Annotated in this window: 13 protein-coding genes; 11 read left to right on the forward strand and 2 right to left on the reverse strand. The window is 43.9% G+C overall.

Features of this window, described 5'->3' with window-relative positions; translation table 11 throughout:
- The first annotated feature begins 364 nt into the window (after positions 1-364).
- The 5 genes from KN1_RS10545 to KN1_RS10565 all read left to right on the forward strand — a co-directional run bounded on the left by KN1_RS10545 (position 365) and on the right by KN1_RS10565 (position 6,458).
- Positions 365-2,140, forward strand: a complete 1,776-nt coding sequence (locus KN1_RS10545) for an AAA family ATPase (protein ID WP_221287488.1) — start codon at positions 365-367, stop codon at positions 2,138-2,140.
- A 333-nt stretch (positions 2,141-2,473) separates the two neighbouring features.
- Entirely contained in the window at positions 2,474-3,805 is a 1,332-nt protein-coding gene (locus KN1_RS10550; protein ID WP_221287489.1) for an APC family permease, read from the forward strand.
- A 264-nt stretch (positions 3,806-4,069) separates the two neighbouring features.
- Positions 4,070-4,573, forward strand: coding sequence for a hypothetical protein (locus KN1_RS10555; protein WP_221287492.1), 504 nt, complete (start codon positions 4,070-4,072; stop codon positions 4,571-4,573).
- Between the two features lie 25 nt (positions 4,574-4,598).
- Positions 4,599-5,738 carry an MFS transporter gene (locus tag KN1_RS10560; protein ID WP_221287494.1) on the forward strand — a complete coding sequence of 380 codons (1,140 nt, stop codon included), beginning with the start codon at positions 4,599-4,601 and terminating at the stop codon, positions 5,736-5,738.
- 150 nt (positions 5,739-5,888) lie between these two features.
- Positions 5,889-6,458: a carbonic anhydrase gene (locus KN1_RS10565; protein ID WP_221287496.1), complete on the forward strand. Its 570-nt coding sequence runs from the start codon at positions 5,889-5,891 to the stop codon at positions 6,456-6,458.
- Here KN1_RS10565 and KN1_RS10570 read toward each other — a convergent pair.
- Together KN1_RS10570 and KN1_RS10575 are read right to left on the reverse strand one after the other, a co-directional pair.
- The gene (locus tag KN1_RS10570) at positions 6,455-6,772 is read right to left on the reverse strand and encodes a hypothetical protein (protein WP_221287498.1); all 318 of its coding nucleotides are present in this window, start codon (positions 6,770-6,772) and stop codon (positions 6,455-6,457) included. The genes KN1_RS10565 and KN1_RS10570 overlap by 4 nt on opposite strands.
- Positions 6,769-7,617: a hypothetical protein gene (locus tag KN1_RS10575; protein WP_221287500.1), complete on the reverse strand. Its 849-nt coding sequence runs from the start codon at positions 7,615-7,617 to the stop codon at positions 6,769-6,771. Before KN1_RS10575 ends, KN1_RS10570 begins: the two co-directional genes overlap by 4 nt.
- A gap of 311 nt (positions 7,618-7,928) precedes the next feature.
- Here KN1_RS10575 and KN1_RS10580 point away from each other — a divergent pair, with 311 nt between their 5' ends.
- The 6 genes from KN1_RS10580 (at position 7,929) to KN1_RS10605 (ending at position 14,641) form a co-directional block, all read left to right on the forward strand.
- Positions 7,929-8,666, forward strand: coding sequence for a hypothetical protein (locus tag KN1_RS10580; RefSeq protein WP_221287502.1), 738 nt, complete (start codon positions 7,929-7,931; stop codon positions 8,664-8,666).
- The gene (locus KN1_RS10585; protein WP_221287503.1) at positions 8,663-10,225 is read left to right on the forward strand and encodes an ABC transporter ATP-binding protein; all 1,563 of its coding nucleotides are present in this window, start codon (positions 8,663-8,665) and stop codon (positions 10,223-10,225) included. The genes KN1_RS10580 and KN1_RS10585 overlap by 4 nt, the downstream gene beginning before the upstream one ends.
- Positions 10,200-11,189 (forward strand): energy-coupling factor transporter transmembrane component T family protein, encoded by a 990-nt coding sequence (locus tag KN1_RS10590; RefSeq protein ID WP_221287505.1) that lies wholly within the window; start codon positions 10,200-10,202, stop codon positions 11,187-11,189. The genes KN1_RS10585 and KN1_RS10590 overlap by 26 nt, the downstream gene beginning before the upstream one ends.
- A gap of 67 nt (positions 11,190-11,256) precedes the next feature.
- Complete coding sequence (locus tag KN1_RS10595) at positions 11,257-12,840, forward strand: phospholipase C (protein WP_221290693.1); 1,584 nt, start codon at positions 11,257-11,259, stop codon at positions 12,838-12,840.
- Positions 12,827-13,360 (forward strand): hypothetical protein, encoded by a 534-nt coding sequence (locus tag KN1_RS10600; protein ID WP_225905660.1) that lies wholly within the window; start codon positions 12,827-12,829, stop codon positions 13,358-13,360. The genes KN1_RS10595 and KN1_RS10600 overlap by 14 nt, the downstream gene beginning before the upstream one ends.
- Before the next feature lie 588 nt (positions 13,361-13,948).
- A complete protein-coding gene (locus KN1_RS10605; protein ID WP_225905828.1) occupies positions 13,949-14,641 on the forward strand; it encodes a class II glutamine amidotransferase domain-containing protein in 693 nt (230 codons plus the stop codon).
- The last annotated feature ends 49 nt before the right edge of the window (positions 14,642-14,690 follow it).

Below are 14,690 nucleotides of genomic sequence, written 5' to 3' on the forward strand. Positions count from 1 at the left end.
CCCAGCCGTACCGCTTATCTTAATTGCCCTATCGGTCTACGCCCGTAAGCTAGAGACTAGCGGACACCCCCCATAGTGCAGTTGCTAAGTTGTAAACTGGGCATTAAAGGGACCTCGCCCTAGAGCTAAGGTACGTGATGAGGACTTGATATACCTTAAGTAGCAAGACGAGGTTTTATAGCTCAATGTCGAGGTGTAGCACTCCCCGTTAAATTTTGCGGTTTATCGGTAGTCACACTCAGTTATTTCTCTTCGGAGGGCCAACCGCTTCGTCTTACCCCATAGTGACAGAGGGTTAAGGACACTTGGATAGACCTTAAGGCCTCCTGACATATTTTTATCCCACCGACACGATAATCTAACTATGGATAGTAATACGACGACTACTTCTTCACCTCCCTCACCGCTGTCGACCTATATAGGCCTACTGGAACTCGGGATACAAGTTATGTTTTTCGTAATCCCCCTCCTCATATTCCTTTACTATATGAGGGTGATGAGGGTAGGGTCGTCACAGACAAAGCAACTGCAGAAGAGGATGACGATGATACCTGCTATAAGGTGGGAACAAATATACGACATGGAGGAGGTAAAGCAGAGGTTGGAAGAAGTAGCTAAGTACGTCATAGACAAACGCAAAGCATACGGTGTAATCCTCTTCGGCCCGCCCGGGACTGGTAAGACGAGCATAGCGAAGGCGTTGGCAAATAAACTCAGGTGGAACTACTTTGAGCTCAGGGCTACGGACGTATTGAGTAAGTGGTACGGCGAGAGCGAGTTCTTAGTAAATAACTTTTTTGACACGGTAGAGGTGTATGCACCTGCAGTAGTAATGATAGACGAAATAGACGGGTTTACAATGAAGAGGGAAGGAGACGTCCACGAGGTGACCCACAGGGTGATCAACATACTACTAATGAGGCTACAGGAACTCCATGACAACAAAATACCGGTTCTCGTAGTCGGTACTACGAACCTCCCCCAAGAAATCGACGAGGCTTTACTAAGGCCCGGTAGGTTTGACGAGGTAATTTACGTCCCCTTACCGGACGAGGTCGCCAGAGAGGAGATATGGCGGGGCTACACACAAGGGCTCAATGTGGACTGTAAACTCCTCGCTAAAAAGAGCAACAGGCTGTCCCCGGCCGACATTAAGGAGGTGGTCGAAGAGGTGATGATAAGGACTGAAAGGGAGGGGAGGGCACCAACCACCCAGGACTTCCTTACGGTGCTGGAGGGTTATAAACCTTCAGTACCTATCTCTACAGTCATTAAGTTCGAAAACCTCGCTAAAAAGTACTCCAGGCACAAACTGGGGGAGAGGCCTTTCGGTGTGCCGGACGTAAAATGGGACGACTTAGGAGACCTAGAAGAGGTAAAGAAGGTGATTAGGGAGTCTGTAGAACTACCGATAAAGAACAGGGACATGGCGGAAAAACTGGGGGTCAAACCGGTGAAGGGGATCCTACTCTTCGGCCCGCCTGGGACTGGTAAGACGAGCATAGCGAAGGCACTAGCTAACGAACTTAACGCCTCTTTTATTATCCTTTCGGGCGAGGAGATATCTTCCGCCGGCCCCTTTCAAGCTGGGGAGCTGATAGCGGAGAAGTTCCACATAGCTAGGGACAATGCCCCCGCTGTGGTGTTCATAGACGAGGTCGACATGATAGCTAGGGCGAGGGGAGAGAACGAGTGGAGGACGGCCCTGACAGAGCTGTTGAGCCAAATGGACGGTATCAGGGAAAACGAGGACATTGTAGTGGTGGGGGCGACAAACAGGCCCTGGGACCTCGACCCCGCAGTCCTGAGGCCGGGGAGGTTTGACAAAGCGGTCTACGTCCCACCGCCTGACCTCCAAGGGAGGGTTAGCGTGTTGAAAGTGCTGTGCAGGAGGCTTAACGTAGACGACCAGACCCTCTATAACGTCGCCAGGATTACGGAGGGTTATACTCCTGCCGACCTAAAGCTCGTCGTAGAAGAGGTAAAGAGGGAACTCCTTAAAGAGGGGGCGTCTACCGGTGTCTTAAGGACATCAGTAACTTTCAATGACTTCGTTAGGGTCTTGGCCACAGTTAAACCTAGTGTCACCCCTGACCAGCTCAGGGACTACGAAGAGTTCAGGGATAAGAGGCTGACATGAAGCGGTAAAGGTAGTTTGGGGAATTAGTGAGGTCGTAAATACGCTGAGCTTGTCAGAGGTGTCGAGGGCTTGTTTAAACGGTGGTGTGGGGTTTGGGCTATACGAGGTTGTTTTATGATATTCCATATCGACCTTTTAAACGGGGTGTCTGTTTTATAGACAAACAAAACGCTCGGTACATTTATTTCATCAGACTTCATGCCTTATTTTTCTACATAATAAATCTTTATTTCTTATGAATAGGTATTATTTAACTAATAGATGGAGAGCTCATATCAAATACTACAATAAGCACATTAGATTTATAAATAACATTACTAAATTTGTATAACGATGTCCTCACAAGGTAAATCTGAAGTTACTAAAAATAAGTCGGGCTTGTCCTTTCTTGACTTGTTCTTTATATCCTTTGGGGGTCAAGCCCCTTACATATCCTTATTGACCTTTGGGACCGCTATGATCGCTGAGGTAGGCCTTGCCGGTTCATTCGCGATGTTAGTAGCTACGGTGGTCGTCCTCTTTAACGGTCTAGTGGTATACTTCCTCTCCAAGAGGTATAAGAGGGGAGGTGGGTATTATGTGTATGCACTTTACTCACTGACCCCGAGGTTAGGGTTAAATACTGGGTGGACATACCTTATGTACGCCTTGTCTTACGGTGGGACATTACTGGCCGGTGGTGCTTATGTTCTATACACGATCCTTTCGGAAGTAGCTGGGAATAGCGGTCTAATGTCGGTCTTTCAGCAGTGGGTTATTGCGCTAGTCATTTGTGTAATTGCCTCTTCGCTAGTACTAGCCGGTGTTAAGGTCTCTGCCAGATACGCTATGGTGATGTCTATTATAGAAATGGTAGCGATAGGGGCACTCGGTGTTTATTTCTTGTATGAGTCTGGTTGGAGGTTTTATAACCCGGTCCCGTCTTCACTGAGCCCGAATATCCTTGACGCCGTAGTCCTAGGCCTAGGGATACCCACGGGGTACGGGTCTATAGCGCCTTTAGGAGAAGAGGCAAAATCTAGGGACATAGGTAAGGCGGCTATCGCTGTCCTGTTGTTCGGGGGGTTGTTGGCTACCTTCTTCTTCTATTCCTTAGGTGCATTGGGGTTTACGGGCAATTTAGTAGAATATTTACTCACCAATTTCGGTTTTTTAGTCGCTATCATGTTAGCGTTTATAGCTTTAAATGATGGTACTCTCGGGGGTATGACTTATATGCTGGCTAATTCAAGGACTCTAAAGGCTATGGCGGACGACAGGGTCTTCCCTGGGATATTAGCACGCAAGAAGAATAATAAACCGCTTTATTCTGAGATAGCGATTGCAACACTGTTTACATCTGTAATAGTTTTCCTGAGCTATTCCCTCGGCTTATATAATACGTTCTTGATACTTGGTTCATTAGCCGGGATGTTTAACTTGTTCATCCATTTATCAGCCGACTTTTCGTTGATTAGGGTCTCTTCTAAGAGGTTCTCAAAACATAAGCTAGAGATCGGTGTAGGGGTTATCGCTGTCTTGATCAGCTTGTTTGTAATGTTGTATTCAATTCCGGGTTTTCAGGATTATGTAGTGTATGCTTTTATGGGGTGGATAATATTGGGGTTCCTCTATGCTGAAGCAAGAGAGATGGTAATTGAAACTTCGGAAGAGGACAATAAGTAAATGGGGCGAGGTATACGGACAGTAGTTATTGAAAAATAGTGGCAGTTAAGTACCACCGGACATGTACATACGCGCTCATATACTCCATTTCACGTTAAACGCGGGAGGGCTCGGGGCCTAAAGTCATTAAATTGGCAATATCATTGTCTGATTGGTAAAAACATTTCAAACGTAAGGATTTTACGTAAGACGCTACACGTTTTTCCCTCAAGACGTTCTGCCTTTATACGCTCTGTTTAAATAACTCCAGTACAAAATACTTATATGAAAACGTCTACCGGGCTAAAATGGGGGCTTGTATTCGGGCTACTTTTCGGGGTATTATCCACTGTGGTCTATTACTCTTTATTTGTTTATCCCCAGCTCCCCCAACTGGAGCACTATTATTATCAGGAAATACTTAACAGCACTCACGATAACATTACTGCAGCTACACAATTTACGCAGGAGTTACCGGTATATTTGCCCTTTACCCTCCTATACTTAGATTTAATTGGACTAGTAGCCGGAGGCCTCCTAGGAGGTTTTTTAATAGCAAAGCTCTGGGACAAAAGCCCCAACTGGTACATGAAAGGGTTAATGGGTGGGATCGCCTCACTCTTGTTGGACGTCCTCCTATTAGGTTTTCTGTTAGCTTCTTTAGGTGGGACAATAGTGTATACTTTATCGTGTGTACTGATGGGTTTAGCCGTAGCTTATAAGCTGAATAAATTAAATAAGTCTGATCAGGATAAATTGGGTGAGCCAGAGCAGGGACAGAAAAATTAAAAAAGTTTAAATTTTTTAAATTTCCATGCTTTCAAAAAAACAGATATTGCTCCTCTCTCTAGGGACTTCCCTGACATTTTGGGACATATTCAACGTCCCTTACATAGAAAATTATGCCTCAAGCCAAATAGGCGAAGTATCAGCTACACTTATACTCTCCTCGGAGATGATAGGCTATTTTTTAGGGGGAATGGTCAACGGTTACATGGCGTCGAAGCTCGGTAGAAAGTTCGGGTTAATGAGCTCGATGTTATTAATAAGCTTAGGTTCCTTAGTCGGGTTACTGTCGTTTAACCTCTTTTCTCTACTGGTCGCAGAGCTCTTGATCGGTCTAGGCATTGAGGGAGAAGTAGCTGTAGTACCTTCCTACGTGTCTGAGATGTCCGACCCCAAGATCAGGGGAAGAAACGTAGGTATAACGACCTTATCAGGTTTTCTCATGACCCTAGTCGTGACACCCGTAGCCGTAATTTTAGGCCAAGGGTATTGGAGGTTATTGTTTGTACCCAGCCTAATCTTAGCTCTAATAGCGTTATTTTTTAGGGTTAAGTTACCTGAGTCTGTCCTCTGGGAGAAGAAGAGTAAAGAGGAGCTAAAATGGGACAAGGACATCCTGGTCTTTACCCTGATATGGTTTGCGAGTTACTTTACCGGTTACGCTCTGTTCTCGACTCCGGTCTTCTCCCTGATATCACAGCATGGCTATGATCCTAGCAGTTTGTACTTTAGTTATATACTCTACGGAGACCCCTTAGGAGTCGTTATTGCGAGTATAATCAACGACCATTTCCAGAGGAAATACACTTCTTCACTATCTAACTTGGTATCAGCGGTATTAATGGTGATATGGCCCTTCTCTGGTCCTTTGTTCTTACCCATAGGTTTTATCATTATGTTTTTCCAAGGTTTTAAGTTCCCCGTAATGTATGCGTATACCGCAGAGAACTTCGGCACAAAAGTGAGGACCTTAGGATACGGTATTGCTGACGGGATAGGGCACTTGGGCGGTGCAGTAGGCCCTATAGTCTATGTCGTCCTCCAAGGTCATCTGGGGCTGAGCTTTTCGACCGGTGTAGTGGGTGTCGCTGCCCTCATATCAGCAACCTTATTAATGGTATTTGGACACACAACTAATAAGGTTCCCTTAGAGGAGCTTAAGGGATGATGACGCTACCCGGCACGACCGGTGAAGTGATAGACTGAGAGCCCCGGGCTGACCGTGTTGTAAAGTTTAAACTTTTTAAACATAAGTAAAAAAGAGGTTACCAATTCTTCTGATCCATAATTAATTAGTGCCTCAGTAGAATATTAACTGATGAAAAGGGTAATAATATCGTGTATGGACTATAGGTTGACCGAAGAAGTATTAAAAAGGGCGGATAAAGACACCGTGATATTTAGAAACGCCGGGGCTAACGTAAAGGAGTTCTTATCTAGGTTAAAGGAGATTAAGCCTGACGAAGTGGTCTACTTACCTCACACTGACTGTGCAGCGATGAAGTTGGTATATAACGTGGTGAAAAAGGGTGACGCAGTCAGCGAGAACGTAAAAGACAAGTTAATAAGCGTGTTTTCAGGCCAAAAGTTTGAGACCCTAGAGGAGCTGGAGAGGTTAAACGCTAAACTAAACGAGGAAATGCTGAAAAGGGAAGTTACGAGTAACGTAAAAACTGAGTTAGTGGACGTCAGTAAGCTACAATGGCCCCAAAAAAGGGCGGAAGTCTACTTCTACCCTATTTCTGCAAGGCCTACAGATAAGGTAGGTGCATATATCCTGCAGTCGTCTTCTATCGAAGACGTAAGTGCTGATATAGAAATAGCAAAAGACAAGCTGGGCTTCAAGGACATCTATGACTGTTCTGGCGGGGAGTGCAAAAAGGTCTAACTAGAGATCATTGAGATAATATCTTTAACAATTTTTTCCAATTCTTCTCTAGAGAGTTCTTTAGCCTCTATTTTCCCGTCTTTATTAATCGTAGCAGTGTAGACGCCGTTAGAAGCGATGTAAAGGCTTACCGTATAGTCACCTTTATGTAAATATATTTCTTCGATTTCGACGTCACCGTTTCTAGTGTATTTTTGCCTTACTTCATACCCTTTTGATACTCCCCTAACTTCGTGCGATTCAGCCGATATGTCGTCTAGGCGTGACCTAATACTTTCGTGGATCCTTTTTACGTCTAAATTGAATAGACTCATCTCTGTGGTGATCTATGAGTTGATAGTATAAACTTTTTCCTTAACTCGTCGACGTACTCATTTAACTTATTTATATCATTTATCGGTAGTTCTGCAGTCTCGTTAGAACTCGTGATTTTTACCTTACCTTCATTGTAGACTTCCACTACTCCAGGGAGGAGGCTCCCTGAGGCCTTTCCCGCAAGGTTTACCAGCGCCTCTAGTGAATATAGAAGTTCTTCCGTAAGTTCCTCTGGGCTTAGCTTCAGGTAATGTGCAAGTGTAGATAGGCTAACCTTTACAGAGTATATCAGGTAGTTGTCGTAAAAGAGCCTCGCTATCCCAAAATTTTTGTCCACGTCTAGGATTACTTTGAACTCACCTATTTCTTCAATGCGGGGTAATTGGCTACCGTATCTATGCATGAAGTCTTTCTGGGCTTTCTCGTCTATTTCCAGTGGGCTGTCCTTTAGCAGGACTTTTACTCTCTTAGGGGGGAGGTCATAGTAATCAGATATTTTATTTATATCAACAGGGAAGACCTTCATCTCCGATAGTTTGTTAAAAAGCGATCTAACGTCGTTTATTATTATACCCCATGCCCTAACCTTAACTTTATCGTTCTCCGCTTCTACTACTGAGCCCAACTTGACCCTTGAGGGTGGAGTTAGGAAAAGCGATTTAATTGCTTCATTAGCCTCCTCGACGTTAGAAGGTAGGGAGCTTATCTTCCCCTCGAATTCCACTTTCAAGCCCTGGAAGTCCATGAAGCCCTTAACGGTATCCCCCTCGAATTCTGCAGTATAGTTACCCGTAATTACGGTGACCCTATTACCGTTTTTCACAAAATAGATCCCTTTGCTCATAGTGTATATTTTGCCCGTGAGGTTTAAAAACAATGTAGAAAGTTCAGGCGGTCAAGCTTCCTCATCGGTCAGTGCCGCGACACGTCCACATATTAAATTACCTTGTCTTGACGGGGTATAAAAATAATAATTCTCCGTTACAAACTTCTCCTTGTTAAAATTCACTAAGGTTCCTCATCCTTATTTTTATCATTACTGTTATAGGAGCTCTATTAAATGTAAGGTACGTGATAGTAAAGTGAAATATAAAGTGTATATAGTCTAAATAGGTTATCCTTATAAATTATTGCCCGAAAAGGTTAATGAGCCATATGACATTTAATGGTATAGATGGAGCCGTAAATGAACCTGGGCAACTTCCTTGGGAAATCGTTGTAGGCTACTTCGCAGTGGCGGTGGTAATAGTATTTATTATGGGAAGGAAATACGGAGGACTTAAGGCACTTACGACGTTAGACCTAGTATATATAGGTATTGGCGGGGCTTTTGCAATGGTCTGGGAGTTTTACATAGGGAGCTTCATAGGTAGGTTTCTGCCGAGTACACCTTTTGTTAGCGTCGGCTTCTGGGGGAGGCTGGTAATAGTGTTTATCGTAGCTGGGCTTGTGAGGAAGGCCGGTGTGGGTATGCTTACCCTTTTGATCTACGATATCCTAGGGGACTTGTTCCATTACGGGTTTGGAGGTGAACCTGTATTCATGATATACGAGGCTTTAACTTACGGACTGTTCGTAGACCTAATGATAGTGTTCACACAAGGGAAAATATTCGGGATAGGGTATACGCCTAAAGAAGTTGATTCTCCGAGTTCCATTTCGACCAGCAGAGTTAATTTATTAGCTGTCATTGAAGGGGCTGTAGTGGGTGCCTTATGGGCTTTCCCAGACCCGTTATTCTACGACGGTTTCTTCGGTCCCTTCCTTTATGCCTATCCGGTAAACTGGGCTAAAATATTGTTCCATATAGAGGCCTTTTTACCAGGAGATATAATAATGGGTATTGTAGGTGGTATCCTAGCTTACTACATAGCGAGGGCGGTGGGACAATGAACCTCATTGAACTTAAGGGCGTTGAGGTGACGTATACTGGTAGGGCTAAGCCTTCATTAACAGTAGAACAGTTCAACGTAAAAGAAGGGGAATCAGTACTTATTGTAGGTAAGTCGGGGTCAGGGAAGTCGACATTAGTAAGTGTAATAAACGGCGTTATCCCCAATATGATTACGGCACAAGTTAAAGGGGAAATTAACGTATTCGGCAAAGACCCCAGAAAGACTCCTATTTTCGAAATAGCCAAGAATATAGGTACGGTATTACAAGACCCCGAAATGCAGGTCTTCAACCACAAAGTCGTAGACGAAATAGCCTTTGGACCTGAAAACTTAATGTTACCGCCTGAAGAGATTATGAACAGGGTTACCGAGTCTTCAAAGGTCGCAGGGGTTTATGAACTTTTGGAGAGGGAGACCCAGACTTTGTCTGGGGGTGAGCTGCAGAGGACAGTCCTCGCATCGGTCTTAGCGATGGGGCCGAGGGCTTTGATACTGGACGAACCGACTTCCAACATAGACCCAGAAGGCACTGCACAGATTTTTTCACTGATCAAGAGGTTCAGGCAAGAAAAAAGGACCTTGTTAATTGTAGAGCACAAGTTAGAGAGGGTCTTACCTTACGTTGACCGTGTGGTCTTAATTGATAAGGGTAAGTTAGTTTTTGACATCGGTAAGGACGAATTAGTGGACAAGGCTGACATATTGAGCGAAGCCGGGGTAGAAGTGCCTGATTATTATTTTCACATGAAGAAACACAAGTCAGTCCAAAAGTACGTGTATTCACCGCCTCCTAGGGTAAAAGGGGACTCTGTAGTCCTAGACTCGAGCGTTAAGGTCTGGGAGAGGAAGACCGGGAAGGTCCTAGTTGACACTTCTTTGACTTTAAGGAGGGGGGAAATAACAGCCCTGATGGGGAGGAACGGTGCCGGGAAGTCCACCCTCCTTAAGGCAATAATGGGCCTCTTGGATAAGAAGTTAGCGTCTGAGATAAGGCTAGTCGTAGAAGGGAAAGACATAAGTAAAGCCAGCATTATGGAGAGGGGGGCATATATAGGTTATCTCCCCCAAAACTTCGACGTTATGTTCATAAAGAGGACTGTGGAGGACGAAGTAGCATTTGCGATGAAAAATAGGGGCATATATAATAGGGACACGTTAAACGAGATCTTAAAGATGTTTTCTCTGTACGAAATCAGGCGCGAAGACCCGTTAATGCTATCGATGGGGCAAAGGAGGAGGGTCGCAATGGCCTCGGTTATAGCATCTGGAGCAAAGATCTTATTAATGGACGAGCCCACGAGCGGGCAGGACTGGTACCACAGGGAGATGCTGGGTAAGGAAGTCATACACCTGAGAGATAAGGGCTTCTCTTTCCTAATAGTGACCCACGACTCAAGGTTTGTAGACAAGTTCTGTGACAGAGTCCTAGTCATGGACAAAGGTAAGATAGTCGCGGAGGGAGTGCCAGAAGAAGTCTTCTTCAAGGAGGGACTTGGTATCCACCCGCCAACAGAGTACTTGGTGATGAAATATGGTACCTTGGAGTTTTCTATATGAAGACCCATTAACTCAGAACATAATAAGCTGGTTCTTATTCTTCTACGGGGTAGCCTTACCTATAGTTATTATTATAGGTGTAATAGGGCTAAAAGGGTTTATAGAGATTACGAGGTTTGAAAAAGGAGACACGTTCTTATATAAGTTAAACCCGGTGACAAAGCTCGTTTTCGGAGTTATCGTTATGGTCGTGGCTTCGACTACCATCTGGTGGATAGGTGCTATTTTAACGTTAGCTATTTTACCGCTTTATTTGACGTTAAATAACGGGGTAAAGAAGTTCTTATACGTCGTACTCTTAGTCTTCTCCACAATTGTAGGTACTGCTTGGGCTGCAGCCCCTTATACGCCACCTTCTGTATTACAGCTCGTCTTCCCCGATACTTCGGCTTACCAGACAGTATGGGTATGGCCCAGCTATTTTTCCTTCATGGGTTATGAACCTACCTTAACTCTCCAAGCACTGATATACGGCCTTCAGATCTCCTTTAGGGTGACAGCTACTTTAGTGTCCGCACTACTCTTAATACTTACCACTACGACTTCGGATATTTTCAGGATGTTTACTAAGATGAAGATCCCTTTACCTCTGACTTTTTCAATAATGGTAGGAGTGAGGACGGTACCCAAGATATTTGAGATCTTAGATACGTCGGTTAAGATGCAGTTACTAAGGGGGCTGAGCTATAACAAGCCTAGGGTCTTCAGGGTCGGTTACTACTTTTATGCGGGGTTAATGGCTATAGTGCCCGCGATAGTGTACTTATTTAGGGGCGCTAAGACCCTTGCTATATCTGCAGACACCAGGGGTTTCAGGGCATACCCAAGTAGGACTTCTTTGGTGAATTTAGGGTTTAGCAGGCTAGATTATATAATGTTCGGGATAGTCCTTGCGTTAATTATATTGGACGTCTTAGCTAATATGTACGGTTTTGGAAGGACTATACCCTATGAAGGGTTGTAAGTTTTTTTGTCAGACAAATTTATAAATCGTTGCGAATATCGATCAGTAGGTGTATGAAATGAGGTCTATAAATAGAATCGTTATGTTACTAGTTTTTATAACCTTAATTTTAGTCTCTCCCTTGACTTCGTCCACTACTCCTACAGCTACTCCCATTAAACACGTCATTATCATAATTGAGGAAAACCACTCTTTTGATAACCTCTTCGGTACCTACCCCTTCGGATGGCCGCCTATAATAAATAACATAACCCTCTCGGTTATGTGGCCTGAAGGGCTATATACCAATTATACTCAACTTGAACAATCGAAAGACGGTGTACTCGACTACATAACCGTGCCCAACGTCCCTTGGTTCCCCTTTGCAGGAGCCTCTCACCCCTATTACGCTAATGCGTGGGATACCGTAGACCCTTACGAAGGTTGGTCTTCCTATCACGGGGACTACTGGTTCGGGAAGCCGGTAGGGTTTGTATACTACTCAGGCCCCCAGTCCATGGCTTATTTCTCTTATCAACAGGTCGGGATATTGTGGGACTATGCTGAGGAATACGTACTAGCAGATAACTATTATGCACCGGTTCTCGGGCTCACTGAGCCTAATAGAGTCGCGTATCTGACCGGTGCACCTCCTAACTTCTACTCAGATAGTGCGTCTGACGTAGTGCCTTTGAACCAGACGATATTTTATCAGCTCACTACGTACGGTGTTTCGTGGGACTATTTCGTCTATAATTACCAAGGCGGTATCCCGTGGCCCCTGAACGCGTTTTCCGGGATCCGTGCTTATCAGTCTCATATTCAAGGGCTAGACCAGTTTTTCAGTGACCTCAGAGACGGGAACCTCCCATCAGTAAGCTGGGTTATGTTAATAGGGTGTAACGCGGACTACTACGACATGCACCCACCGTACAACGTAACAGAAGGTGCTGTCGAACTCAACACCATTATTAATGAGGTGATGAAGAGTCCTTATTGGAATTCCTCAGTTATATTCATAACTTTTGATGAGGGCGGAGGTTATTACGACCAAGTGACTCCTCCTGCGATTAACTCCATGGGTTTAGGGCAGAGAATACCGTTACTTATTATCTCGCCTTATGCAAAAGAGGCGTGGGTAGACAATTACACGCTCTCCGGGTATACCCTTTTAGGGTTTATTGATTATAACTGGCACCTCCCGTGGTTTACTAAATGGGTAGAGGACAGCGACGTAGAGGGGCTATTACAGGCGTTTAATTTCTCGGCAAACCCCAGACCGCCTATAATACTTACTCCTAATAACTGGACTTACCCTATCCCATTACAGTACCCAGTTCACTACGGATATATTGCAAAAGTCTCCCAAGGGAAGTCTTATGCTCAGGTCTATCCTGCCCCTGCGGTGTCGTTCTTGTTCCCGATGACGTTTGCCGGGTTTGCTTTGATCGTGGCTTCGTTTTTCGTTAAATCTAAGAGAAAAGCGTTGTTGAACATCTCGGTCATCTTAATGCTGTTAGTCACTGGTATTGCACTATATTATAACTCGTCTTTTGTAATGTATTCTTTCGTAGTACATTACTATACATATTCCGGGCTGATAGGGTTCTTAGTGGCCGGTGCACTGAGATTAAAGTTTGATAACAAGGTGAGAGCGGGTGGATATAGGTGAAATAGCGTTTTTAGCGTCTTTTTTGCCTTGCAGCTTTGAAGGCTTCGAAATGAGTATGTTCTGGAGTTTAGCGTCCTTAAAAGACAAAGCTAAGGCTAACTTAGGCGTGGTAGGTGGAGTTGTTGTAGTGACCCTTATGCTATATTTAACTTATATATTACTTCCGACTCTGGTTTCCGATGTTACAGAGTATTATACCAAGCTACTGCTAGGTTTTTTACTCCTATCTCTGGCTACATATTTTCTTTATAAGGGCGAGTATCCTGAGCCTAAGGGTGCTTTTTTAGTAGCGTTTCTAGGGATTATAGCGGAAGGGTTAGAAGTAGACGTATTTTCGGTGAGTTCATGGATAATGACTGGTAGTTTCCTGGGGATAATCGGTGGCTTTGTAGGTTTTCTCTGGAGCTTGTTTGCCCTTAAAGGAATATCGCTGAAAATACCTAAACAAGCCCTAAAAACATTAGCCGTAATTATTCTGTATTCAGTAGGGTTTATCGTATTGACTAGCGGGTTAGTTTAAGCTTTTTTGTTTGTTTAAAGGCATCTCATCTAAAATATTCTATAATATGTAATTAGACAAGATAAAAGTAATCGGGAGTAGGTCATACACGGGTATGGAGCACTAAGAGAGAATCCGTGTGACCAAGGATACGTTAAAGGGGAGAGGTTTGGTATAACTGTAGACCAAGGTATAGCGTCCCCTTTTCCATATTAAATTGCTTTTAGCTACCGAGTAGTAGCTTTATTATTGTCTAGTTTCTCCTAACACGGTGGACGAGTGTGATCCCCATAAAGGTGCACCGTAAAGTAACAAGAAAAGGATAGGTTGTGGTACGAGGTTGTCACCTTATATTTTAGCCGGTTTATGCTCAGCCAGACACTATTAGGTACTAAAGGGCAGGTCCTCGTCATGTTCACGATGAATACGTATACTTCGAGTTAATAATGTCCCCTATAAACTGACGGAGTATTATATAAATGAAACCGCTAAAAATAATAAAACTGTTTTTAAAGATAAGATCTAATGTTGGCTTTCTACACACAGTTCAATACTAGGGTGAGTTTTAGTACTAGAGCTATATAAAAAGGGTGCTCAGCCGTGTGTAGGATGCTAGCGTATAGGGGAGAAGATAAAGGTGAATTAGAGTCATTGTTTTCGTGTCTTGTCAGGTCAGCAAAGAAGGACCCAATAACCGGGGACGTCCACGGTGATGGCTGGGGGATAGTAGCATATACTGACGCAGGTACTCTTGTTCACTATAGGAGTGCCCTCCCTATCTTTGAAGACAATAACGCGAATAAAGTCTTGGAGTTACTGGAAGGTAAAATGTGGGTAATCGTCCATGCAAGGTTAGCTACTGACAAAAGTTTAGTAGACGCTAAATTTTCCCACCCTTATCTGGAGACTACTCCTGGCGAGTTAATTTACGTAGCACATAACGGAAGTGTAGATAAAGAGGGTTTGGGAAAATATTTGGGAATTGATGCTAAGTACATGGTAGATTCAGAGTTGATCGGAAAATTTATAGTTAAAGAAGGGTTGGATCAGCTATCATTAGATAAGTTGAAAGGCTTTACCAGAAGCGCCCTTAACGTATTTATCTTAAGGGTTCCTAGGAATTCGAGAGAGCCTAAGTTGTATTATTTAAATTTCTATAGGCAGGAGTATATAGAAAAGAGAGGGATACCCGCAGAATATTATAAATTATACAAGAAGAATAATGCAGTTTTTTCTTCCTCATTAGCTTATTTCTGTGGAAAAGACATTCAGGTAGAAGTAGGAAAGTTCGACGAAATATAAAGAGGTCTAATAACGCGAAAGATTGCCCTATTTGTGGCAATTTGAAAAA

It is taken from the genome of Stygiolobus caldivivus, assembly GCF_019704315.1.
GTDB lineage: Archaea > Thermoproteota > Thermoprotei_A > Sulfolobales > Sulfolobaceae > Stygiolobus > Stygiolobus caldivivus.